The following is a 22,037-nucleotide window of genomic DNA, read 5'->3' as shown; positions in this document are numbered from 1 at the left end:
AAGGCCTTTTTGCGCATCGGGGGTTGAACGTTTCTCGGTGTGGGGTCTGCTATTGGTGCGCGCAGCGCACCCTACGGTTGGCCATGTGCCGAGGGCATAGGAGCGGAGGAGCCGGGTCGGTAGGGTGTGCCGTGTGCAGCGGTGGTTGGACGTTACGCGGTGTTGATTCCGTTATTGGTGCGCGCAGCGCACCCTACGGTTGGCCATGTGCCGAGGGCATAGGAGCGGAGGAGCCGGGTCGGTAGGGTGTGCCGTGTGCAGCGGTGGTTGGACGTTACGCGGTGTTGATTCCGTTATTGGTGCGCGCAGCGCACCCTGCGGTTGGCCATGTGCCGAGGGCATGGGAGCGGAGGAGCCGGGTCGGTAGGGTGCGCCGTGCGCACCGGTGGTTTAGCGTTACGCGGTGTCGATCCTGCCAATAAAAAGCCCGCGCACCCCAAGGGATGCGCGGGCTTTTTTGTTGAATCGGGTCAGGCCTTTTGGCGGAACAGCAGGGCGTCCAGGCTGAGTCGGCCGGAGCCCTTGAGCACCAGGGGTACCAGGGCCACCAGGTAGATCAGGGGCAGCTTGTAGTTGCCGAAGCCCTTGTCGCTGATGGAGTAACCCATGGCCAGTTCCGCCAGGCTCGACCAGTGAGCCGGCCAGTGCACGGCGGCGATGGCCACCACCGTCATCACCATCAGCACCGCGGATGCAAGGCGAGTGCCCAGCCCGAGCAGCAGCAGCGCGGGGGCGATCAGTTCGATCCACATGGACATCTGCCAGTTCAGGCCAGCGGGCAGGAGGTCGAAGGGGAAGGGAAAGGCGGACTGGATGTCCGTGAACCAGTTTTCGCCGTTCCATTTTTCCAGGCCGGATTCCAGGAATTCCCAGGCCAGGAACAGGCGCAGGGGCAGGTCGGCGCTCCAGGCGCCGAGACGGTCGAGCTGAGTAAAGGCATTTCTGATCGGGGACAGTGCAACGCTGTTCATGGGGCATGCTCCTTGGCCGGAGTGCGACGGCGGGATGCCGTTGCGGGTGGTTGCATGCTCTCAGGGCGGCTTGTCCCGGATGTGTCTGGCAGGGGGCTCTGTGTATGGCTTTGTACAACGCGTTCAGGGCGCGGGCCGCAGTTCCAGTTGTGCGCACAGGCCGCCGCTTTCGCGGTTTTGCAGGCTGAGCTGGCCGCCCAGGGCCAGGCTCAACTGTTGGGCGATGGCCAGGCCCAGGCCGGTGCCGCCGGTGCTGCGGTTGCGCGAGCTTTCCACCCGGTAGAAGGGTTTGAACACCTCGACCAGCGCGTCTTCGGGGATGCCGGGGCCGTTGTCCAGCACCCGCACCTGCACCTTGCCCTGTACATCAGGTTGCACTTCCAGGTGGGCGCTGCCACCGAATTTCAGGGCGTTGTCGATCAGGTTGCCCAGCACCCGGCGCAGGGCGTGGGGGCGGGTTTCCAGCAACACGCCGCTGCTGCCTTCGAGGCTGACCGCCTGGCCGCTGTCCTGGTAGTCGCAGACCAGACTGTCGAGAAACGCATCGAGGTCCACCCGGCAGACGGCCTCGCTGCCACCGTCCATGCTGCGTGCATAGGCGACGCCTTCCTTCACGAGGTGCTGCATTTCGTTCAGGTCGCTCCACAGGCGCTCGCGCTCGGTGGAGGTGTCCATCTGTTCGACACGTAGCTTCATTCGTGTGATGGGGGTCTGCAGATCGTGGGAGATGGCCGCCAGCAACTGGATACGTTCCTTCAGGTAGGCGGCGATGCGGTCCTGCAGGGCATTGAAGGCACGGGCGGCATAAACCACCTCCTGTGGGCCGTGCTCGTCCAGTTGCGGGCCGGGGCTGTCCGGGTCGAGGTGGTCTACGGCATGGGCGAGCCGGGTCAGCGGGCGGATCGCCATGCGCACCGCCACCCAGGTGCAGAACAGCAGCAGGGCGAGTTGCACCAGCAACACCACGGGCAGCCACTTGGCCACCGGTATGGGACCGGGCGTGACGTCCAGGGTCAGGGGGCGGCCGTCGCTGAGGCGCAGGTGGGCCTGGAAGTGCGGGGTCGGCCCGGGAATGCTCTCGAAGCGCAGGGGGAAGCGCTCGCCAACGGCCCGCTGGATGGTGTTCGCCGCCATCGGCGCCTCTGCCGTCTCAATCGGTTTTCCGGGCAGGCCTTCGTCCAGCCGATAGCGGTAATTGCGCCGCTCCAGCATCGGCAGCCAGGCGGCCCGTTCCTCCGCCGGCAGGCGGTCGAGCAGGGCGACGGCGGTGCTGACGTCGGTTTCCAGGTTGCCCAGCATCACGTCGCGCCCGGTCTGGTAGCGCTCGTAGAACTGCGAGCCGAAGGACAGCCCGTAGGCGAGCACCAGGCCGCTGAAGAAGATCAGCGCCAGGCGAGCGGCCAGGGTGCGCGGCCAGCGCAGCGGCGACATCATTCGCTCGGCTCGATCAGTTGCACGGGCAGCGAGAAGACGTAGCCCTCGCTGCGCACCGTCTTGATGTAGGCGGGCTCGCGGGCGTCGTCCTGCAGGCGCTGGCGCAACCGGCTGACCAACAGATCGATGGAACGGTCGAAGATGTCCGCCTCGCGGCCCTGGGTGAGGTTGAGCAGTTGCTCGCGGCTGAGCACCCGCTGCGGGTGGTCGACGAATACCCGCAGCAGCCGGTATTCGGCGCCACTCAGGGCGACCATGGTGCCCTGTTCGTCCAGCAGATGGCGCGCGCTGGTGTCCAGGCGCCACTGGCCGAAGCCGATCAGCCGGCTGCTCTCGCTGATCTGCAGGTTCGGCGGCAGCATGCGGGTCCGCCGCAGCACGGCGTTGATCCGGGCCAGCAACTCGCGGGCGGAGAAGGGCTTGGTCAGGTAGTCGTCGGCGCCCATTTCCAGGCCGATGATGCGGTCGGTCTCGTCGTTGCGCGCCGTCAGCATCAGAATCGGCGTGGCCTTGTGCTTGCCCACGCGCAGCTCGCGGCACAGGCGCAGGCCGTCGTCGCCCGGCATCATGATGTCGAGGACGATCAGGTCCACCGCATTGCCGTCGAGGAAGGCGCGCATCTGCCGGCCATCCGCTGCCAGGCTGACGCGCAGGCCGTTCTTTTTTAGGTAGTTGCCGACCAGCTCGCGGATTTCGCGATCATCGTCGACGATCAGGATGTGATCGACATGGTCCATGGTCAGTCCTCGTCATTTCGTTGAGGCCTAGTGTATCGGGCACCACGACGCTTGCCCGCCGCCCTTTGTATTCCAGTGTATCCAGCCGCCGCTGGATACCTGGGCTTTCACAATCGTCCTGCGTATCCGCCTGTATCAGGGACAGGTGCCGATACCTGGCGTGGCAATCACCGGTGGCCGCGGACACATCCGCGATATCTCCCACCGCTGGAATGGGCACCCAGTGGATGCCGTGGCGCATCCGCCCTGCAGTTACCTGGATCGAGGCCTGCTGGCCTGATCCTGAACCCTTTTCCGTGAGGTGCCCCATGCTGCTCGTTGCGTTTCTCGGCGGGGTGCTGACGCTGCTCAGCCCCTGCATCCTTCCTGTATTGCCCCTGTTGCTGTCACGCGCAGGCGGGCCGGCCTGGTCACCGGTGATGACCCTGGCCGGCCTGGCCTCGGGCTTCGCCGTGCTCGCCAGCCTGGCGACCGTGTCCAGCGAGTGGGTGGTGGGGGCCAGCCAGATCGGCCGCTACCTGGCCCTGGGGCTGCTGGCCCTGTCGGCGCTGGCCCTGCTTTCGCCGCGAGTGGGCGCCTGGCTGTCGCGGCCGTGGGTATGGCTGGGTGACCGCCTGCAGGGCGATGCCCGGCGACTGCCCCCGGCGCTCTCGTCCTGGCTGCTGGGCTGCGCTGCCGGCCTGCTGTGGGCGCCCTGTGCCGGTCCCATTCTGGGCCTGATCCTCTCCGGTGCCATGCTGCAAGGGCCGACCGCGAATACCAGCCTGCTGCTGTTCAGCTTCGGATTGGGCAGTGCCGTGGCCCTCGGGGCGGTGATCTTCCTCGGCCGGGGCCTTTACCAGCGCTTGCGGCTGTCCCTCGGTGTAGTGGAATGGCTGCGACGTGGCGCTGGCGTGCTGGCCCTGCTGGCGGTCGTCGGCATCGCCACCGGCACCAGCGCGCAACTGGCCGGGGCGAGCTCTTCCCGGCTGGTCACCGCACTGGAACACAAGGCGCTGGAGGGCATTCCGGCCTTGCTGGAACAACTGGTCGGCAGCGCCCGTGCGGAAGGTGTCGGGCAACTGCCGGACCTGGGCGCGATGCCGTCCCTGGACGGCGCCACGGAATGGCTGAATGGCCCGCCGCTGGATGCGGAGTCGCTGCGCGGCAAGGTGGTGCTGGTGGATTTCTGGACCTATGACTGCATCAATTGCCGGAACAGCCTGCCGTACGTGAACCAGTGGGCGAAGCGCTACGGGGACCAGGGCCTGGTGGTGATTGGCGTGCACACGCCGGAGTACCCCTTCGAGCGGATCATCAGCAACGTCCGCGACGCCATCAAGCGGCTCGGCGTTCAGCATCCGGTGGCTGTCGACAACCAGTACCGCATCTGGAATGCCTTCACCAACCAGTACTGGCCGGCCCATTACTTCATCGACGCCAAGGGGCGTGTGCGCCACTTGCACGTGGGTGAGGGCGACTACGAAGAGCAGGAAGCCATCATCCAGGCGCTGCTGCGGGAACGGACCCAGGCCGGGGCGGGCGGCAGCCAGGGCTGACCGTCTTTGGGCGGAGACAAAAAAGCCCCGCTCAAGGCGGGGCTTTTTCATGGCCGGGATACCGGGTCAGGCTCAGGCCTGGACCACCGGGATCTTGGCGTTGGCGGCGACTTCCTTGTACTCGGCGATCTGGTCGAAGGACAGGTAGCGGTAGATATCGGCCGCCATGCTGTCGATGTTCTTCGCGTATTCCATGTACTCGGCCACGGTCGGCAGTTTGCCCAGGATCGAGGCCACGGCCGCCAACTCGGCGGAGGCCAGGTAGACGTTGGTGGCGTCGCCCAGGCGGTTGGGGAAGTTACGGGTGGAGGTGGAGACCACGGTCGAGCCAGCCTGCACGCGGGCCTGGTTGCCCATGCACAGCGAGCAGCCCGGCATTTCCATGCGCGCACCGGCGCGGCCGTAGATGCCGTAGTAGCCTTCCTCGGTCAGCTGGTGAGCGTCCATCTTGGTCGGCGGGGCCAGCCACAGGCGGGTCGGAATGCCGCCCTTGACCTTGTCCAGCAGCTTACCGGCCGCGCGGAAGTGACCGATGTTGGTCATGCAGGAGCCGATGAACACCTCGTCGATCTTGTCGCCGGCCACGGTGGACAGCAGGCGGGCGTCGTCCGGGTCGTTCGGCGCGCAGAGCACGGGCTCTTTCACGTCGGCCAGGTCGATCTCGATGACCGCGGCGTATTCGGCGTCCTTGTCGGCTTCCAGCAGTTGCGGGTTGGCCAGCCAGGCTTCCATCGCCTGGGCGCGACGCTCCAGGGTGCGGGCGTCGCCGTAGCCTTCACCGATCATCCAGCGCAGCAGGGTGATGTTGGACTGCAGGTATTCGGCGATGGCCGACTCCGGCAGCTTGATGGTGCAACCGGCGGCGGAACGCTCGGCAGAGGCGTCGGACAGTTCGAAGGCTTGCTCGACGGTCAGCTCGTTGAGGCCTTCGATTTCGAGGATGCGGCCGGAGAAGATGTTCTTCTTGCCCTTCTTCTCGACGGTCAGCAGGCCGGCCTGGATGGCGTAGTAGGGGATGGCATGCACCAGGTCACGCAGGGTGATCCCGGGCTGCATCTTGCCCTTGAAGCGCACCAGCACGGATTCCGGCATGTCCAGCGGCATCACGCCGGTGGCGGCGGCGAAGGCGACCAGGCCGGAGCCGGCCGGGAAGGAAATGCCGATCGGGAAGCGGGTGTGGGAGTCACCGCCGGTGCCGACGGTGTCCGGCAGCAGCATGCGGTTCAGCCAGCTGTGGATGATGCCGTCGCCCACCTTGAGCGAGACGCCACCGCGATTGCGCATGAAGTCAGGCAGGCTGTGGTGGGTGCGCACATCCACCGGCTTCGGATAGGCGGCGGTGTGGCAGAAGGACTGCATCACCAGGTCGGCGGAGAAGCCGAGGCAGGCGAGGTCTTTCAGCTCGTCGCGGGTCATCGGGCCGGTGGTGTCCTGGGAGCCGACGGTGGTCATCTTCGGCTCGCAATAAGTGCCCGGACGCACGCCCTGGCCTTCTGCCAGACCGCAGGCACGGCCCACCATCTTCTGCGCCAGGGTGAAACCCTTGCCGCTGTCGGCCGGGGATTCCGGCATGTTGAACAGGTCGGAGGCGCCCAGGCCCAGTTCGGCACGGGCCTTCTCGGTCAGGCCACGGCCGATGATCAGCGGGATACGGCCGCCGGCGCGGACTTCGTCCAGCAGCACCGGGGTCTTCAGTTCGAAGCTGGCCAGTTCCTCGTCGCTGCCATGACGGCAGACTTTCCCGGCGTAGGGATACACGTCGATCACATCGCCCATGTTGAGGTTGGCGACGTCGAATTCGATCGGCAGGGCGCCGGCGTCTTCCATGGTGTTGTAGAAGATCGGCGCGATCTTGTTGCCGAAGCAGAAACCACCGGCGCGCTTGTTCGGCACGAACGGGATGTCGTCACCGAAGAACCACAGCACGGAGTTGGTGGCGGACTTGCGGGACGAACCGGTACCGACCACGTCACCGACGTAGGCGACCGGGAAGCCCTTGGCCTTGACCGCTTCGATCTGCTGCAGCGGGCCGACGGAGCCCGGCTGGATCGGCTCGATGCCGTCGCGGGCCATCTTCAGCATGGCCAGGGCGTGCAGCGGGATGTCGGGGCGGGACCAGGCGTCCGGGGCGGGGGACAGGTCGTCGGTGTTGGTTTCGCCAGGCACCTTGAACACGGTCAGGGTGATCTTCTCGGCGAGCGCCGGCTTGGCCTTGAACCACTCGCCATCGGCCCAGGACTGCAGCACGGCCTGGGCGGAAGCATTGCCCTTCTTGGCGCGCTCGGCGACATCGTGGAAGGCATCGAACATCAGCAGGGTGTGCTTCAGCTGTTCGGCGGCGACACCGGCCAGCTCGGCGTTGTCCAGCAGCTCGACCAGGGTGGCGATGTTGTAGCCGCCCTGCATGGTGCCCAGCAGTTCGACCGCGCGGTTCTTGCTGATCAGCGGGGACTCGGCTTCACCCTTGACGATGGCGGTGAGGAAGCCGGCCTTGACGTAGGCGGCTTCGTCCACGCCCGGCGGAACGCGGTTGGTGATCAGGTCCAGGAGAACGGACTCCTCGCCAACCGGCGGGTTCTTCAGCAGCTCGACCAGGCCTGCGGTCTGTTCGGCGTTCAGCGCGAGGGGCGGCAGGCCTTCCTCGGCACGCGCGTTCTTGTGTTGGGCGTAGGTTTCGAGCACAGCGATTTCTCCTGTCGGACGCGAACTGAACCCGGGAGCAGGGCAGGCAAGCGAGGAGGCCACTCGAGTTGCCAGCCGGATGTCCGTTCCCGGGTACGCGTTCTTGTTGGGTAGACGGCTAATCTAGATTGTTGACAATGCGTTCTTGTGGATGCGGAAAATATTGGCAAACAGGATTTTGTGCAAGTGCATTGTCGACACTTCGTCTGATTTAACCGTTATGGCTCCACCAAACGGCGGCGTTGGCGCTGGGCGCGCTCCAGGATTCGGGGCGAACGCATCTGGTCGGCACAGGGATTGTCGACACCCGATCAGGGGCTGCGGGGCGGGGCGTGAGGCGGACCTTCCGGGCGGGGTTGGCCCGGAAGGCAGCGAGCGATGGCGCGGGCGCAGGGGAGGACGCCCGGAGGGGAAGGGGGGCCGTCAGGCGGCGATAACCCGGTTGATTTCCACGGTCACGTGGGCCAGTTCCTCGTGGATGCTGAGCTGCTCGCGCACGCTGTCGGCATCCAGCGTGCCCGCTGTGGCCAGGCTGAGGACGCAGGCGTACTTGCCCTTGGCGACCCGCCAGACGTGCAGGTCGGTGATGGTCGCGGGCACCGGGCCCTGTTCGATGACTTCACGGATTTCCGCCACCACCGGCGCGTCCATTTCCGCGTCCAGCAAGATCCGCGCGGTGTCCCGCAACAGCCCTTTGGCCCAGCTCGCCACTAGCGCCGCGCCCACCAGCCCCATCACAGGGTCGAGCCAGGCCGCGCCCCAGAACTTGCCGGCCAGCAGGGCGATCACCGCCAGGACGGACGTGGCGGCATCGGCAATGACGTGCAGGTAGGCGGAACGCAGGTTGAGATCGTGGTGGTGATGGTCGTGGTGATGAGGGTGGTCGTGGCCTTCGTGGTGGTGATGGTGGTGGTCGTCCCGTAGCAGCCAGGCACAGGCGAGGTTGACCACCAGGCCAATCAGAGCGATGGCGATCGCTTCGTCATAGTGGATGGGGCCCGGCGAGAACAGGCGCTCCACCGATTGGAAGATCATCAGTCCGGCGACGCCCAGGAGCAGGATCGCGCTGGAGTAGCCGCCCAGAATCTCGATTTTCCAGGTGCCGAAGGCAAAGCGCTGGTCGCGGGCGTATCGGCGGGCCGCCGAGTAGGCGAACACCGACAACCCCAGGGCCAGGGCGTGGGAACTCATGTGCCAACCGTCCGCCAGCAAAGCCATGGAGTTGAACAGCCAGCCGCCGGCGATCTCGGCGACCATCATGCAGGCGGTCAGCCATACGGCGAGGCGGGTTTTGCGTTCGGCGATGGGATTTCCCTGGTGAAACGCGTGGGAATGCACCCAACGTTCCGGAGTCCGCGAAATCATGGCTATCATGCTCCAATAAAAGGCTTCGCATACTATACCCCAGTATCCTATTGGAGCGAGTTTCCCCATGGCCCATACGATCAAAGGCAAGAAGCAACTACTGACGCGGGTGCGCAAGATCAAAGGCCAGGCAGCCGCCCTGGAAACGGCGTTGGATCAGGACAAGGACTGTCTGGCGGTGCTCCAGCAGATCGCGGCCATCAGAGGTGCGGTGAATGGCCTGATGGCAGAGGTGATGGAAGGCCACATTCGCGACCACCTTGGCGCGGATGACGTGACGGCGGAGCAGCGTCAGGTCGAGGTGGACCAGATCGCCACCCTGCTGCGCTCATACCTGAAGTAGTCGGTGCGGCCTTCAGGACCTGCGCGGTTCCGCCTTGACCTGTTCCCGAATCAGCTCCAGATAGCGCTTGGCCCCCAAGCCGAGGGCACGGTTCTTGATCCAGACGATGTCCACCCACAGGCGCATTCGGCTGGCCATGTTATCGAACACCACTTCGCTCAGCGCACCCGAGGCGATCAGGGGCTGGATCAGCGGCTGCGGCAGGTAGGCCCAACCCAGGCCGGCCTGCACCAGGTCGAGGGTCGCCAGGTAGCTGTCCGTCAGCCAGACGCGGTGCGACAGCACGACCCTCGGGTCCGAGCCCGTTGGCTCGCCCGTGGCCACGATGATCTGGCGGAGGTTGGACATCTGTTCTTCCGCCAGCGGGTGGTCCTGGTCCGCGCCTGGCGATCCCGGCGCGGCCACCGCCACCAACAGCTGGCTCCCCGCTTCCAGAAAGGTCTCGCGCTCATCGATTCCCGGACGCTCGAAGACCAGCGCCAGTTGCACACTGCCTTCGTGGAGCATGCGCACGGCCTCGGCCTGGGACGCCGAGCGCACTTCGATCTCCAGGGTGGGGAACTCCCGGGCAAGGGTCGCCAGGGGACGGCTCCACGCGCCCGTTTGCAGCTCCGGCGCCATGGCCAGCGTCAGGCGGCGCTCCAGCCCCTGGTGCAGTTGCAGCGCATGGGCATCCAGCAGGTTGAGCTGGCTGGCGACCCGTCTGGCCTGGGGTTCCAGGGCGAAGGCCGCTGCGGTTGGCAGCGCCTTCCGGGTGGAGCGGTCGAACAGCACCATGTCCAGTTCGGCTTCGAGCTGGGAGATCGCCATGCTCACGGCGGACGGCACGCGGCCGAGCTTGCGGGCGGCAGCGGAGAAGGAGCCACCGTCGAGGACGGCGAGGAATACCTTGAGTGATTCGCTGGTGAAGGCCATGGCAGTTTTCAGTTTTGCTGATGACAGTCGTCTTTTTTTATCAGTCCCGTGAACCTAAGTTCTAGTCCAACGACAACAACGCTTGGGAGACGGAGATGAGCACGACAGGGTGGCAAGGACAGGTGGCGCTGGTGAGCGGCGCCGGCAGCGAGGTCGGCATCGGTATGGCAATCGCCCGTCGGCTGGGCGCCTGCGGTGCGAAGCTGATCGTCACGGCGAGCAGCGCGCGGATCGCCGATCGGGTGGCGGAACTGCGCGCCGCCGGCTTCGAAGCCGAGGGCAGGGCGGTGGACCTCACCGACGAGGCACAGGTGAATGAGTTCGCGCGCTGGGCCGAATCGGTCTGGGGACGCATCGATATCCTGGTGAACAACGCGGGCATGGCCATGCAGGGCAGCCCCGAGCCCTTCGCCGACGTGGCGTCCATGGACCTGGGCATCTGGAACCTCTCCATCGCCCGCAACCTCACCACCGCCTTCCTGCTCATCCGCGCTGTGCTGCCGGGTATGCAGGTCCGGGGTTATGGGCGCATCGTGAACATCAGCTCGACGACTGGCACCCGCGGCAGTAACCCCGGGGAGGCAGCCTACAGTGCGGCCAAGGCTGGCATGGTGGGCCTGAACATGGGCCTGGCGCTGGAAGTGGCGCGCCAGGGCATCACCGTGAACAGCGTGGCGCCGGGGTGGATCGCCACCGGCTCCAGTTCACCGGAAGAAGTGGACGCCGCGCGCTACGTCCCGGTCGGCCGCGCGGGTCGCCCTGAGGAAGTGGCCGCTGCCGTTGCCTTCCTGGCGTCGCCGGAGGCGAGCTACATCACCGGCGAGCTGCTGGTGGTGGACGGTGGCAATTGCCTGATCGAAAACAAGGCTCCGTGAGCGGGAGGGCGATGATCATGGCGACTCCGGTCGTACTCATCACGGGGGCTGCGGGTGGCGTCGGCCGCGCCCTCGTGGAGCGATTCATCCAGGGCAACTGGCAGGTCTTCGCCACCGATGTGGATGCCATCGGCCTGGCGGAGCTGCAGGCCGGTCATCCGCTCTGCGGCACCTACACCGCCGATATCCGCCTGCCGGCGGTTTGCGAGGAAACGGTAGCGGCCGCAGTGTCGGCGAGCGGCCGGCTGGACGCGCTGGTCAATGCGGCGGGCGTGTGGCGGGAGGGGCCGGTGGAGACCTTCAGCGAAGCGGACTTCGACATTGTCATGGAGGTGAACCTGAAGGCCGCCTTCTTCATGTGCGCGGCGGCGATTCCGCACCTGAAGCTGTCGGAAGGGGCCATCGTGAACATTTCCAGCGATGCCGGCCGCCAGGGCAACCGGAACGCGGCGGCCTACTGCGCGAGCAAGGGCGGGGTGAGTCTGCTGACCAAGGCGCTGGCCCTGGACCTGGCCCCCTTCGGCGTGCGCTGCAATGCGGTGTCACCGGGGGACATCCAGACGCCCATGCTGAAGTTCCAGGCCGAACGCTATGGGCAGGGCGACCCGGAGGCCTATTACCGGGAGCTACTGGCGAAGTACCCCCAGGGCGAGCGGGCGCGCTTCATTCAACCGGAGGAAGTGGCCGAGCTGGTCTTTTACCTCTGCCAGCCGGGCGCCCGCTCGATCACGGGGGCGGACATGGCCATCGACTGCGGGGTATCGGCGGGTAACTGAGTGCCGGAAGCCCTCAGGCGCCCGGCTGCCTGACCGGCGGCAGACCGCGCCCCAGGTCCAGGGCAATCTGGGTGCGGTTCCGCGCGCCGGTGATCCTCATGATCTGGGAGACATACAGCTTCACGGTGTTCGGGCTCAGACCGAGTTCGCCGGCAATCGTCTGGTTGGCCATGCCACGGCCGACCAGGCGGGCAACATCCTGCTGGCGCTGTGTAAGCCGGTCGAAGGGCGCTGGTAGGGAGCTTTCCGGATTGGCGCCGGCGGGAGCGGACGGGTCGTCGGCCGCGCCGTTGAGCTTGCCGAGATCGGTCTGGAGTTCGTCGATGGCCCGGGCCAGTGCGCTCATGCGCCGATTCAGTTCGGCCCTTTCCCGCTCGCCCTGCCGCCGCTGTTCCAACCTTTGCTCCAGGCAGCGAATCGTCCGCAGGATTTGAACGGGGTCGGCTGGCCTTTGCAGGTAGTCGGCAGCACCCAGGCGCAAAGCGCCGAATGCACACTGCTGGACGAGCTGCTCGGCGAAGACGATGGCTTCGAAGACCCGTGGTGCCTGACAGGCCTGCATGAGCTCGTCCACCAGGCGGACGCCGTCGAGTTCCGGGGCATGCAGGTCGCAGAGCACGATGTCGATGTCCGGGTTATCGACGAACCGCTGCACAGCCTCGCGGCCGGAACCGCAGGTGCTGCACTGATAGCCGGCGGAGGTCAGGAACTGTCGCAACGTGCTCCGGCCATCGTCCTGGTCGGCCGCCACCAGCAGGACATTGGTGGGTCGATTCAGCTGTTCACTCGGCATGGTGTTTCACCTCGCCAAGCGGGTTGTGGACAGAGATTGAGGTCGTGCGGGCAGGGCTCAATGCCTGGGAAAGGTCGCGAAACATGTCAGTCCGAAAGGGGCCCGGATGGCCTGAATTCTTGTTATGTAGGGCTGCAAGTCTGCGGTCGCATGCAGGCACAAGCTTTTCATTCCATGACTTGCACTTCGCATTTCGTGCCAAATGAATCGCGCCAGGGTGCAACTGGTCGCCTCACATCTGAGGCGGCCAGTTGTGGGTCTCTCCCTGGCAGTCCCGGCACCAGGCGTAGAGCGCGTCGTAGATGACCAGGCCCTGGGCGAGCATTGCGTGGTCATCGGCGAAGGTGTGCGACAGCCCGAGGGAGATGGCATAGAGGCCGGCGGACTGCGGTGTGAGATCGAGGCGCGAGGTGTCGGCGCCGCGCACGATGGCCGCCAACTGGCGCAGGGCCGGGTCGTCGAGCCGGTATTTCTTGAGGAAGGCGTCGAAGCTGCAGAACTCGCCTTCGTGGCTGAGCTCGACGCCGGGGATGTCGTAGGGCGCCGCGTCCTGCTCGGCGGCAACCCGCAACACCTCGGCGGCCGGCACGTAGAGAAACTCGGGTTGTGGATCGATGAAGCGCAGGATCAGCCAGGGGCAGGCGATCCGGTCGATCTTCGGGCGTTCACGGGTGACCCATTTCATGCTGCACCTCCCGCCTGGTTCTACAGGCTCCGGGTGGGGTGGCCGGCCTCCTGCCAGCCGGAGAATCCGTCGATCAGGTAGCGGGCATCGAGCCCCATGGCTTCGAGCGTCCCGGCGATGCCCTGGCTGATCTCATGGCCATGGGCGCAATAGAGCACCACCGGCCGGTCCCGTGGCACGCTGTCCTTCCAGGAAAAGACCGCCTCGGGGTCCAGCCAGCGCGAGCCGGCAATGTCCAATCCATCATCGGTGCGTACGCCAGCCCGACGCACATCCAGCAAGGTGAAGGCGCGTCCTGCGGCCTGCCACTCCGCCAGTTCGCAACGGGTGATCCGGCTCATCGCTCACCTCCCGGCCCCGCAGGACCTTGTTCAGCCCTGCAATAGATGCACCATCAGCCCGACCAGCGCACAGGCGAGCAGCACCGGGATCACGCCGCGCTTGAAGCGGAACAGGGCGACGGCCGCCGCCAGCGCGATCAGCGCCGAGGGCCAGTCGAAACGGCCTTCGAAGCCTTCCGGCCAGAGCACGTGGTAACCGAAGAACAGGGCCAGGTTGAGGATGACCCCGACCACGGCGGCGGTGATGCCGGTCAGCGGCGCGGTGAACCTCAGCTCGTTGTGGGTGGATTCCACCAGGGGCCCGCCCGCCAGGATGAAGAGGAAGGAGGGCAGGAAGGTGAACCAGGTGACCAGCGTGGCAGCCAGGGCGCCCGCGAGGAACGCCTGGTCGGCGCCAAACACCGGCTGCACGTAGGCGCCGACGAAGGCGACGAACGCCACCACCATGATCAGCGGCCCGGGCGTGGTTTCGCCCAGGGCCAGGCCGTCGATCATCTGGGAGGGGGTCAGCCAGCCGTAGTGGTCCACCGCCCCCTGGTAGACGTAGGGGAGCACGGCATAGGCGCCGCCGAAGGTGAGCAGCGCCGCCTTGGTGAAGAACCAGCCCATCTGGGTCAGGGTGCCCTGCCAGCCGAAGCAGGCGGTCAGCAGGCCCATGGGCAGCAGCCAGAGCAGGGCGCCGACGAGGATCAGCAACAGCAGGCGCGACCAGCGAAAGCGCGCGTGTTCCGGCGTTGGCGTGTCGTCGTCGATGAGGGCCGGGCCGTAGTCGGCCTGTGCGGCACCGTGACCGCCACCCAGGCTGAATTTCTCCGGTGCCAGGCGGCCGCCGATGTAGCCCGCCAGGGCGGCTCCCACGACGATCAGCGGGAAGGGCAGGTTGAGGGCGAAGATGGCCACGAAGGACGCCGCGGCGATGCCCCACAGCCAGTTGTTCTTGAGCGCCCGCGAGCCGATGCGGTGGGCCGCCTGGACGACGATGGCGGTCACCGCCGGCTTGATGCCGTAGAACAGCCCGGCCACCACCGGCACTTCACCGAAGGCGATGTAGACCCAGGACAGGGCAATGAGGATGAACAGCGAGGGCAGCACGAACAGCGCCCCGGCGATGACGCCGCCCCAGGTGCGGTGCATCAGCCAGCCGATGTAGGTGGCGAGCTGCTGGGCCTCCGGGCCGGGGAGCAACATGCAGTAGTTCAACGCGTGGAGGAAACGCCGCTCGCTGATCCAGCGGCGTCGCTCCACCAGCTCCTGGTGCATGATCGCGATTTGCCCGGCCGGGCCGCCAAAGCTGATGAAGCCGAGCTTCAGCCAGAACAGGAAGGCCTCGAACAGGCCGATGGGCGCGCTGGAGGCGGGGGACTGCTCGGCGCTGCGCACGGTGGTCTCACTCATGGTCTTTCTCGTCATTCGCAAAGGCGGTCAGGAGGCTATCGAAGATGGCGCTGGCGGCGGCCAGGAGCTGGTCGTCGTCGGTGACGCTCTCCCGCAGGCCGGCCAGGACCCGCTCGATGCCGGCGGCCTCCGCCGGCTGGATGCCGCCCACGTCCAGGTAGTGCACCAGGGTCGCGACCTTGCTCAGGGCCGGTTCGTCCAGTTGGAAGCTGGCCAGCAGGGTCTCGAAGGTGACGCGCTGGCCGACATGGCTGAAGGTGGCGCCGTCGAAGTCGAAACCCAGGGCGTCCTGCGGGCAGTCCCGAGGTGACTCCAGCCAGAGGAAGCGGGCGTCCCGATCGATGAAGCGGCGAATGAGCCAGGCGCTGGCCAGGCGGTCCACCCAGGGGCGCTTGCGGGTGGCCCAGAGGCGGCCCTGGTAATCGGAGCGCCGCAGCGCCGCGATGGATTGCTCGTGGCTGCTGGGTTCGTCCGCCGACAGCGTGCGGCTGATGGCGGTTTCCAGGTCCTGCAGGGCTGAATCCACCTGCTGCCGGGCTTCGCCGGGGAAGAAATCGATGTCCGCGAGCTGGGTGAAGGCCTTGCGCAGCTTGCGGATCTGCCGGGTGGAGGCCAGGGCGTTGTCCGCGCTCAGTTGGTTGCGGCAGGCCTCGATCTCGGCGCGCAGGTTGGCGTAGTCCTGGCTGCGGTCGAACAGCGGGATGAAGCGTGCGCCTTCCGGGTCCTCGATGGGCAGCAGGTAGGCGGTGCCATTGATGGACAGGATGTCCCGCTCGATGGCGGCCAGTTCGTCGCGGCAGCCGGGCGTGTTCGGCAGCAGGTACACGCCATCACGCAAGACTGCCGCGCCACAGCCTTTCAAGGCGCGCCAGGCCCGCATGCGCGCGGTGGCGTTGGCGGTGGGCAGGCCGATGACCAGGGAGAGCCAGCGTTCCATGTAGCGTCTCTAACAAAAAATGTTTGAGCCTCTACATTAAGCCTGTAGCGAGAATTCGCAAGCTCTGATTGTCGAGAATGCGCCGACCTATGCCGGTGGGCGAAAGCGAAGGATTCGAGCCTGTCGGGTGCGCCGTGCGCATCAGCGGTTGGACCTGGCGCCGGACCTGACTCCGGAAGCGGTGCGCACAGCGCACCCTACGGTCAGCCAGGTGGCGACGTCAGTGCGGCGCGCGGTTGCGGATGGTCTTCAGCAGGTCATCCGGGGTGATGTGGCCGACCACCTGGGTGGCGGCGCTGCCGGGTTGGGGCAGGTCGAGGATGTGGCCCTTGATCTTGCCCACCACATGCATCTCGCAGGGTTTGCAGTCGAACTTCAGGGTCAGCACTTCATCGCCATGCACCAGCTGCATCGGCGCCACTTTGGTGCGCACGCCGGTCACGCCTTTGGCCTGCTTGGGGCAGAGGTTGAAGGAGAAGCGCAGGCAGTGCTTGGTAATCATCACCGGCACCTCGCCCGTTTCCTCGTGGGCCTCGTAGGCGGCGTCGATCAGCTGCACACCGTGGCGGTGGTAGAAGTCGCGGGCCTTCTGGTTGTACACGTTGTACAGGAACGACAGGTGCGACTCCGGATACACCGGCGGCGGGTTGCTCTCGGCCTTGCGGCTGCCACGGGGATGGGCGGCGACGCGGGCTTCGGTGAGCTGCTCGATGGCTTCGCGGCGCAGGGCCTTGAGCTGCGAGTTCGGGATGAAGAACGCCTGCGGTGCGTCCAGCTCGATGGTTTCGGCGTGGTACTGGGTGGTGCCCAACTGGCCCAGCAGGTCGTGCAGTTGCTCCAGCGCCTGGTCCGGCTTGTTGGCGGCGCCGAACGGGCCGTCCAGGGCGACGGTGGCGCTCACGCCTTCTTCGCTGGTGGCGGTCAGTTCCAGGCGCGCTTCGCGCAGAGTGGCTTTCCAGCTGACGCCAACGCGGCGTTCGGCGGACGTCTTCAGCAGGGCCTGCTGCCAGTTGTGGTCCAGATTGCGGGAGAGCGGATGGTTCGGGCGCAGGCGGGAAAGGCCTTCCGGCATCTCGTTGGGCTCGACGCGATAGCGCCAGCGCTTCTCGCCGTCTTCCTCGAACTCATCCTTCAGCTCGGCGATGTTGGCGCGGAAGCCCACCACCTCACGCTTGACCAGCACGTTGAGGCCGTCGCCGTTGGTCAGCGGTTCATGGGTCACGGCGATCAGGTCGCGCTTGCCCACTTTCTCCACCTGGCCCACCGGCAGGCCGGTGAAGGTGGGGGTGTCGAAGGCGCCGATGTCGATCTTGCGATCGGTGACGAAGTAGTCGGTGCTGCCACGGTGGAAGGTCTTGTCCGGGTCCGGGACGAAGAAGTGGTCCGTGCGGCCGCTGGAGGCGCGGGCGAGGTCCGGGCGACTTTCCAGGATGCCGTCCAGACGCTGGCGGTAGTAGGAGGTGATGTTCTTGACGTAGCTCGCATCCTTGTAGCGCCCTTCGATCTTGAAGGAGCGCACGCCGGCATCCACCAGGGCGCTGAGGTTGGCGCTCTGGTTGTTGTCTTTCATCGACAGCAGGTGCTTCTCGAAGGCCACGACGCGGCCCTGGTCGTCCTTCAGGGTGTACGGCAGGCGGCAGGCCTGGGAGCAGTCGCCGCGGTTGGCGCTGCGGCCGGTCTGGGCGTGGGAGATGTTGCACTGGCCGGAGAAGGCCACGCACAGCGCGCCGTGGATGAAGAACTCGATGGCGGCGTCGGTCTCGTCGGCGATGGCGCGGATCTGGTTCAGGTTCAGCTCGCGGGCCAGGACCAGCTGGGAGAAGCCGGCCTTGTCGAGGAACTTGGCGCGCTCCAGGGTGCGGATGTCGGTCTGGGTGCTGGCATGGAGTTCGATCGGCGGGATGTCCAGTTCGAGGACGCCCACGTCCTGCACGATCAGCGCGTCGACGCCGGCGTCATAGAGCTCGTGGATCAGCTTGCGCGCCGGCTCCAGTTCGTCGTCATGGAGGATGGTGTTGATGGTGACGAACACCCGCACATGGAAGCGATGGGCGAATTCCACCAGCTTCGCGATGTCCGCCACCTCGTTGCACGCGTTGTGCCGGGCCCCGAAGCTCGGGCCGCCGATGTACACGGCATCGGCCCCATGCAGGATGGCCTCGCGGGCGATTTCGACGTCGCGGGCGGGGCTGAGGAGTTCGAGGTGGTGTTTGGGTAGGGACATGGCAATGGCATCCGGCACTAAAGCAGGGGGCGCATTGTAGCGGGCAAGTGCGGCGTCGGCACCCATGGGGTGCCGGATGGTGGATCGGCGCCGGTCAGCGGGCCGGGGGAATGGAGTAGGTGCCCACCACGTGGGCGACCGGGTCGTCCAGCCCCTCCGAGTAGAGGGAAACCTCGCCCATGGCCAGGGTCTTGCCCACCTTCATCAGCCGGCACTCGCCGATGATGCGTTTGCCGGCTTCGGGCTTGCGCAGGAAGTTGATGGTCAGGCTGGTGGTGACGGCCAGGGGCACGATGCCTATCTCGCCCAGCAGCGCCACGTAGAGCGCCACATCCGCGAGCGCCATCAGCGTCGGCCCGGAGATGGTTCCGCCGGGGCGCAGGTCGGAGTCGTCCACCGCCTGGGAGACCGTGGCGCAGCGGTCGCCCACGGCATCCACTTCGACCCGCGCCTGGGGGAACTCCTCGCGGATGAATCGGGCAATGGCTTCTTTCCTGTCGTTCATACGGGGCTCCCGGGTTGGCGTGATCGTCCCGGACGCTGCCACAGGCCAGCCGGTCCTGTCCACGCTGAGAGGTGTTGACCTGGTGCAACACCATTCACATCTTTCTTGGCTAGGCTCTTGGCACCAGTCGTCGAAGGGTAGTCAGGATGTCTTTCATCGATTCAATCGTCGCCCAGGTGCTTGGGCTGGAAGTCGGACTTCACCACGCCTATGCGCGCCTTGCCTGCCGGACCGATGGAGAAGCCCTCCACGACCTGCGTATCAACCTGCGCAAGCTGCGCAGCCTGTTGCGACCGATGCGGCGCCTGGATGCACCGAGAGAACTGGACGCAGCGGCGGCTGATGTAGGCCGCCTGACCACGCCCGTACGCGATCTGGAAGTGCTGATCGTCGAGCTGGATCGCCAGGGCTTCCACGACCAGGCCGAGCGTCGGCGCCACCTGCTCGAATCCAGCTATGGCGCCATCGAGTCCAGCGCCACGCTGCAGCGCTTCATGGCCGTGCTGGATGCCTGGCCCGAGCGGATGCGCGAGGCCGAGCGCGAAGGCGAGCTGGGCGATCTCCGCGAACGGGTGCGAATCCGCCTGCAACGCCAACTCCTGCGGTTGCGCCAGGCCCTGGCCGATCCGGCGTTTGATCGGCATGCGCTGCGCCTGCTGGTCAAGCGCATGCGCTATGCCCATGAAGCCTACCCCCGGCTTTCGCCGATTCCGGGCGAGGCCATCCATGCCTTGAAGGCCGTGCAGTCCGCTTTGGGGGACTGGCACGACCACTTCCAGTGGTGCCTGAAGGCCGATCAGGAAATGGACCTCCTGGTCCTCAAGGATCGCTGGGAAATCGCTGGCGCAGCGGAGCTGAAGGCGGCCGAAGTGGAACTCTCGATCCTGGCCGAATGCCTGGAGCCGGCTGCCCCCAAGGTGGCGTAGGGCATAGCTAGCGCGCCTGCAGCCAGGCGCGTTGGCGTTGCAGCACCGCTTCGGCAGTCGAGCCCACCAGCTCCGCATAAAGGTCCGGCGCAGTGGCTCCCTCGGTGCTGAGCAGCACGACGCGGGAATTGCCATCCAGCCCCACTTGGGCTGCCAGCGGCGCAGACGCCATCAGTTGTGCAAGCCCGGCCAGGCCGGCCGCGGCAGACTCACCCGCCACCAACGGAACGTCACCTGCCGCGCCGGCCGCCAACTGGCGCATGGCGGAAACGGCCGCCTCGTCCTCGATGGTCATGAAGTGGTCGACGCCGCCGGCGAGGAATTTCCAGGCCAGCGGAGACGTCTCGCCGCAAGCCAGCCCCGCCATGACCGAATCCACCGAGCCGCTGGCCCGTGTGGGGTGGCCGGCCAGGGCGCTCTGGTACAGGCAGTCGGCCTGCCGGGGCTCCACGACGATGAAGGTCGGTCGATCGGCGCCGCAGCGTTCCCAGAAGTAGCTGACGACGCCAGCGGCCAGGCCGCCGACGCCGCCCTGGAGCAAGACGTGGGTGAAGGGGCCGCCCGCTTCGATCAGTTCGGCGGCGATGGTGCCGTAGCCCTGCATCACGTCACGGGGAATTTCCTCGTACCTCTCGTAGGAGGTGTCGGATACCACGGTCCAGCCATTGCGGGCGGCCAGCGCTGCCGCTTCCTGCACGGAGTCGTCGTAGTTGCCGCGAATGCGCACGATCACCGCACCGTAGGCGGCGATGGCCTGCTCCCGCTCCTGGCTGACGTGGGCGTGGAGGACGATCACGCAGCGGCAGCCGATGCTCTGCGCCGCAGCCGCCAGCGCGCGGCCATGGTTGCCGTCGGTGGCGCTGATCACGCTGAAGTCGGCGAGGGCGTCGCGATGCTTGCCAGCCAGAAGTGCGCGGGGCTCGAAATCGTGCTCGGGAAAGCGGCGGAGGATCAGTCGCAACAGGGCGATCGGGGCGCCCAGTGCCTTGAAGCTGCCCAGGTCGGACCGCACCGACTCATCCTTGATCAGCAGCTGGCCAACGCCCAATTGCCGGGCCAGGCCGGGCATGTCCCAGAGTGGCGTGGCGGACCCGCTGAGGTGGCTCCAGGTGGACAGCCAGGCGCGGTTCTCGTCGGCCAGTTGCGTGTTCATGAGGGCGCGCAGGTCTTCGGGATAGGCACCGCGCGTGGCATTGGGGTTGGCGATGAGCATGGCGGACTCCAGGCAGGGGAAAAGGGCGGACGATCAGGAACGGCCGGCGAGCCGGTGCAGGACCACGTCCAGCAGCACCCTGGCGCCATCCAGAAGCTGGTCGTCGTCGGTGTGTTCGCGGGGGTTGTGGCTGATCCCGCCCCGACTGGGCACGAAGATCATGGCTGCCGGCGCGATGCGGGCGATCATCTGGGCGTCGTGCCCGGCGCCCGAGGTCATGCGCCGATGGGACAGGCCGAGGCGAACGGCGGAGCCTTCGATGGCGTCGGCCAGCCCCGCATCGAAGGTGACCGGCTGGAAACGCACCAGCTGCTGGCAGCCGATCTCGACGCCTTCGTCCCGGGCAATCCGTTCGAGGAAGGCACCCAAGCGCGCTTCGGCGGCCTGCAGGCGGGCCTCGTCGGGGTCGCGCAGGTCCACGCTGAACACCGCCTTGCGCGGAATCACATTGATCAAATCTGGTTCGAAGCGCATGCAGCCCGCCGTGGCCAGGGTGCCGTCAGTAGCGATTTCGCGCAGCTGATGGATCACCGCCGCCGCTGCCCAGCCGGCGTCGTGACGCAGGCGCATCGGCGTGGTGCCGGCGTGGTTGGCGGTGCCAGTGATGGTGACCTGCTGCCAGGAAATGCCTTGCAGGTTCTCCACCACGCCAATGCGGAGGCCCTCGGCTTCCAGGATCGGCCCCTGCTCGACGTGGAGCTCCAGGTATTCGTGGGGGACCCGGGCGCCGGGCTCCAGGTCGCCGGCGTAACCGATCCGTGCCAGCTCGTCGCCGAGGCGGGTGCCGTCCGTGCCGATGCGGTCCAGCGCCTCGCCGACGGCAAGGCCCCCGGCGTACACCAGCGAGCCCATCATGTCCGGCTGGTAGCGCACGCCTTCTTCATTGGTGAAGGCCGCCACCGTGAGCGGACGGGCCGGCAACTGCCCGGCGTCGCGGAAGGCGCGCACCACGGCAAGCCCGGCCAGTACGCCGTAGCAGCCGTCCAGGGCGCCGGCATTGGCGACGCTGTCGATGTGGGAGCCAATCATCAGCGGGGCCTGCTGGTCCCTGTGGCCGGCCAGGGTGCCGAAGAGGTTACCGATGCGGTCGATCCGCACCTCAAGGCCCAGCTCCTCCATCCACCGCACCAGTTGGTCCCGGGCGGCCTTGTCGGCGTCGGTCAGGGCGATCCGGGTGCGCCCCGGCTGCCCGGCCTCGCGACCGATTTCGCCGAGGACCTGGATCTGCCGGAGCAACGTCTCGCCATCGAGAAGGGGCGCAGCCGGGGCGGCATGTTGGCTCATCGCGTGATCTCCGATGGGGTGATTCCAGTGACGGCGTAATAATATTTCTCGCAGGGCACAGCAATTTCGCGAAGTTTCGGCAATCGGCGGAATTTCAT

General features: G+C 66.6%; 20 protein-coding genes. 5 read left to right on the top strand and 15 right to left on the bottom strand.

Going from position 1 to position 22,037, the window contains the following annotated elements; all coding sequences use genetic code 11:
• Window positions 1-470 precede the first annotated feature (470 nt).
• The 3 genes from TQ98_RS14720 to TQ98_RS14710 form a co-directional block, all read right to left on the bottom strand.
• A complete protein-coding gene (locus TQ98_RS14720) occupies window positions 471-971 on the bottom strand; it encodes a DoxX family protein (protein ID WP_044874495.1) in 501 nt (166 codons plus the stop codon).
• A gap of 123 nt (window positions 972-1,094) precedes the next feature.
• Window positions 1,095-2,393, bottom strand: a complete 1,299-nt coding sequence (locus TQ98_RS14715) for a HAMP domain-containing sensor histidine kinase (RefSeq protein WP_044874714.1) — start codon at window positions 2,391-2,393, stop codon at window positions 1,095-1,097.
• An 8-nt stretch (window positions 2,394-2,401) separates the two neighbouring features.
• Complete coding sequence (locus tag TQ98_RS14710) at window positions 2,402-3,142, bottom strand: response regulator (RefSeq protein WP_044874496.1); 741 nt, start codon at window positions 3,140-3,142, stop codon at window positions 2,402-2,404.
• A gap of 308 nt (window positions 3,143-3,450) precedes the next feature.
• Here TQ98_RS14710 and TQ98_RS14705 point away from each other — a divergent pair, with 308 nt between their 5' ends.
• Window positions 3,451-4,680 carry a cytochrome c biogenesis protein DipZ gene (locus TQ98_RS14705; protein WP_103102971.1) on the top strand — a complete coding sequence of 410 codons (1,230 nt, stop codon included), beginning with the start codon at window positions 3,451-3,453 and terminating at the stop codon, window positions 4,678-4,680.
• A 72-nt stretch (window positions 4,681-4,752) separates the two neighbouring features.
• Here the strand turns inward: TQ98_RS14705 and acnB are convergent, their stop codons facing one another.
• Window positions 4,753-7,362 (bottom strand): bifunctional aconitate hydratase 2/2-methylisocitrate dehydratase, encoded by a 2,610-nt coding sequence (gene acnB / locus TQ98_RS14700; protein ID WP_103102970.1) that lies wholly within the window; start codon window positions 7,360-7,362, stop codon window positions 4,753-4,755.
• Window positions 7,363-7,785: 423 nt separating this feature from the next.
• Window positions 7,786-8,727, bottom strand: coding sequence for a CDF family Co(II)/Ni(II) efflux transporter DmeF (gene dmeF, locus TQ98_RS14695; RefSeq protein WP_044874497.1), 942 nt, complete (start codon window positions 8,725-8,727; stop codon window positions 7,786-7,788).
• 67 nt (window positions 8,728-8,794) lie between these two features.
• Between dmeF and TQ98_RS14690 the strand changes: the two genes are divergently transcribed.
• Window positions 8,795-9,070 (top strand): metal/formaldehyde-sensitive transcriptional repressor, encoded by a 276-nt coding sequence (locus TQ98_RS14690; protein ID WP_044874498.1) that lies wholly within the window; start codon window positions 8,795-8,797, stop codon window positions 9,068-9,070.
• A gap of 12 nt (window positions 9,071-9,082) precedes the next feature.
• Here TQ98_RS14690 and TQ98_RS14685 read toward each other — a convergent pair whose 3' ends face one another.
• Window positions 9,083-9,985: a LysR family transcriptional regulator gene (locus TQ98_RS14685; RefSeq protein ID WP_044874499.1), complete on the bottom strand. Its 903-nt coding sequence runs from the start codon at window positions 9,983-9,985 to the stop codon at window positions 9,083-9,085.
• Window positions 9,986-10,080: 95 nt separating this feature from the next.
• On the opposite strand from TQ98_RS14685, the gene TQ98_RS14680 reads away from it, so the two are divergent.
• On the top strand, window positions 10,081-10,860 hold the full coding sequence (locus TQ98_RS14680) for an SDR family NAD(P)-dependent oxidoreductase (RefSeq protein ID WP_044874500.1): 780 nt from the start codon (window positions 10,081-10,083) through the stop codon (window positions 10,858-10,860).
• Window positions 10,861-10,877: 17 nt separating this feature from the next.
• Entirely contained in the window at window positions 10,878-11,636 is a 759-nt protein-coding gene (locus TQ98_RS14675) for an SDR family oxidoreductase (protein WP_044874716.1), read from the top strand.
• 13 nt (window positions 11,637-11,649) lie between these two features.
• Here the strand turns inward: TQ98_RS14675 and TQ98_RS14670 are convergent, their stop codons facing one another.
• The 7 genes from TQ98_RS14670 to TQ98_RS14640 form a co-directional block, all read right to left on the bottom strand.
• Entirely contained in the window at window positions 11,650-12,429 is a 780-nt protein-coding gene (locus TQ98_RS14670) for a response regulator transcription factor (RefSeq protein ID WP_103102969.1), read from the bottom strand.
• 232 nt (window positions 12,430-12,661) lie between these two features.
• Entirely contained in the window at window positions 12,662-13,114 is a 453-nt protein-coding gene (locus TQ98_RS14665; RefSeq protein WP_044874501.1) for a chromate resistance protein ChrB domain-containing protein, read from the bottom strand.
• Between the two features lie 20 nt (window positions 13,115-13,134).
• Window positions 13,135-13,455 carry a rhodanese-like domain-containing protein gene (locus TQ98_RS14660; protein ID WP_044874502.1) on the bottom strand — a complete coding sequence of 107 codons (321 nt, stop codon included), beginning with the start codon at window positions 13,453-13,455 and terminating at the stop codon, window positions 13,135-13,137.
• A 30-nt stretch (window positions 13,456-13,485) separates the two neighbouring features.
• Window positions 13,486-14,850 (bottom strand): chromate efflux transporter, encoded by a 1,365-nt coding sequence (chrA, locus tag TQ98_RS14655; protein ID WP_044874503.1) that lies wholly within the window; start codon window positions 14,848-14,850, stop codon window positions 13,486-13,488.
• The gene (locus TQ98_RS14650; RefSeq protein ID WP_044874504.1) at window positions 14,843-15,787 is read right to left on the bottom strand and encodes a chromate resistance protein ChrB domain-containing protein; all 945 of its coding nucleotides are present in this window, start codon (window positions 15,785-15,787) and stop codon (window positions 14,843-14,845) included. The genes chrA and TQ98_RS14650 overlap by 8 nt, the downstream gene beginning before the upstream one ends.
• 220 nt (window positions 15,788-16,007) lie before the next feature.
• Complete coding sequence (locus TQ98_RS14645; protein WP_044874505.1) at window positions 16,008-18,011, bottom strand: U32 family peptidase; 2,004 nt, start codon at window positions 18,009-18,011, stop codon at window positions 16,008-16,010.
• Window positions 18,012-18,105: 94 nt separating this feature from the next.
• Entirely contained in the window at window positions 18,106-18,516 is a 411-nt protein-coding gene (locus TQ98_RS14640; protein ID WP_044874506.1) for a PaaI family thioesterase, read from the bottom strand.
• A 146-nt stretch (window positions 18,517-18,662) separates the two neighbouring features.
• Here TQ98_RS14640 and TQ98_RS14635 point away from each other — a divergent pair, with 146 nt between their 5' ends.
• Complete coding sequence (locus tag TQ98_RS14635) at window positions 18,663-19,442, top strand: CHAD domain-containing protein (protein ID WP_044874507.1); 780 nt, start codon at window positions 18,663-18,665, stop codon at window positions 19,440-19,442.
• A gap of 7 nt (window positions 19,443-19,449) precedes the next feature.
• Here TQ98_RS14635 and TQ98_RS14630 read toward each other — a convergent pair whose 3' ends face one another.
• A complete protein-coding gene (locus TQ98_RS14630; protein WP_044874508.1) occupies window positions 19,450-20,655 on the bottom strand; it encodes a diaminopropionate ammonia-lyase in 1,206 nt (401 codons plus the stop codon).
• A gap of 33 nt (window positions 20,656-20,688) precedes the next feature.
• Window positions 20,689-21,939, bottom strand: coding sequence for a Zn-dependent hydrolase (locus tag TQ98_RS14625; protein WP_044874509.1), 1,251 nt, complete (start codon window positions 21,937-21,939; stop codon window positions 20,689-20,691).
• Window positions 21,940-22,037: the final 98 nt, after the last annotated feature.

This window comes from Pseudomonas sp. LFM046, from assembly GCF_000949385.2.
GTDB lineage: Bacteria > Pseudomonadota > Gammaproteobacteria > Pseudomonadales > Pseudomonadaceae > Metapseudomonas.
Note: the sequence above shows the minus strand (reverse complement) of the source record. Positions and strands in the feature narration are given on the sequence as shown.

What these genes read in the sequence shown, in the direction of transcription:
- TQ98_RS14720 (WP_044874495.1), bottom strand. Translation starts at nt 971, where the DNA reads ATGAACAGCGTTGCACTGTCCCCGATCAGAAATGCCTTTACTCAGCTC.
- TQ98_RS14710 (WP_044874496.1), bottom strand. Translation starts at nt 3,142, where the DNA reads ATGGACCATGTCGATCACATCCTGATCGTCGACGATGATCGCGAAATC.
- TQ98_RS14705 (WP_103102971.1), top strand. Translation starts at nt 3,451, where the DNA reads ATGCTGCTCGTTGCGTTTCTCGGCGGGGTGCTGACGCTGCTCAGCCCC.
- dmeF (WP_044874497.1), bottom strand. Translation starts at nt 8,727, where the DNA reads ATGATTTCGCGGACTCCGGAACGTTGGGTGCATTCCCACGCGTTTCAC.
- TQ98_RS14690 (WP_044874498.1), top strand. Translation starts at nt 8,795, where the DNA reads ATGGCCCATACGATCAAAGGCAAGAAGCAACTACTGACGCGGGTGCGC.
- TQ98_RS14685 (WP_044874499.1), bottom strand. Translation starts at nt 9,985, where the DNA reads ATGGCCTTCACCAGCGAATCACTCAAGGTATTCCTCGCCGTCCTCGAC.
- TQ98_RS14680 (WP_044874500.1), top strand. Translation starts at nt 10,081, where the DNA reads ATGAGCACGACAGGGTGGCAAGGACAGGTGGCGCTGGTGAGCGGCGCC.
- TQ98_RS14675 (WP_044874716.1), top strand. Translation starts at nt 10,878, where the DNA reads ATGGCGACTCCGGTCGTACTCATCACGGGGGCTGCGGGTGGCGTCGGC.
- TQ98_RS14670 (WP_103102969.1), bottom strand. Translation starts at nt 12,429, where the DNA reads ATGCCGAGTGAACAGCTGAATCGACCCACCAATGTCCTGCTGGTGGCG.
- TQ98_RS14665 (WP_044874501.1), bottom strand. Translation starts at nt 13,114, where the DNA reads ATGAAATGGGTCACCCGTGAACGCCCGAAGATCGACCGGATCGCCTGC.
- TQ98_RS14660 (WP_044874502.1), bottom strand. Translation starts at nt 13,455, where the DNA reads ATGAGCCGGATCACCCGTTGCGAACTGGCGGAGTGGCAGGCCGCAGGA.
- chrA (WP_044874503.1), bottom strand. Translation starts at nt 14,850, where the DNA reads ATGAGTGAGACCACCGTGCGCAGCGCCGAGCAGTCCCCCGCCTCCAGC.
- TQ98_RS14650 (WP_044874504.1), bottom strand. Translation starts at nt 15,787, where the DNA reads ATGGAACGCTGGCTCTCCCTGGTCATCGGCCTGCCCACCGCCAACGCC.
- TQ98_RS14645 (WP_044874505.1), bottom strand. Translation starts at nt 18,011, where the DNA reads ATGTCCCTACCCAAACACCACCTCGAACTCCTCAGCCCCGCCCGCGAC.
- TQ98_RS14640 (WP_044874506.1), bottom strand. Translation starts at nt 18,516, where the DNA reads ATGAACGACAGGAAAGAAGCCATTGCCCGATTCATCCGCGAGGAGTTC.
- TQ98_RS14635 (WP_044874507.1), top strand. Translation starts at nt 18,663, where the DNA reads ATGTCTTTCATCGATTCAATCGTCGCCCAGGTGCTTGGGCTGGAAGTC.
- TQ98_RS14630 (WP_044874508.1), bottom strand. Translation starts at nt 20,655, where the DNA reads ATGCTCATCGCCAACCCCAATGCCACGCGCGGTGCCTATCCCGAAGAC.
- TQ98_RS14625 (WP_044874509.1), bottom strand. Translation starts at nt 21,939, where the DNA reads ATGAGCCAACATGCCGCCCCGGCTGCGCCCCTTCTCGATGGCGAGACG.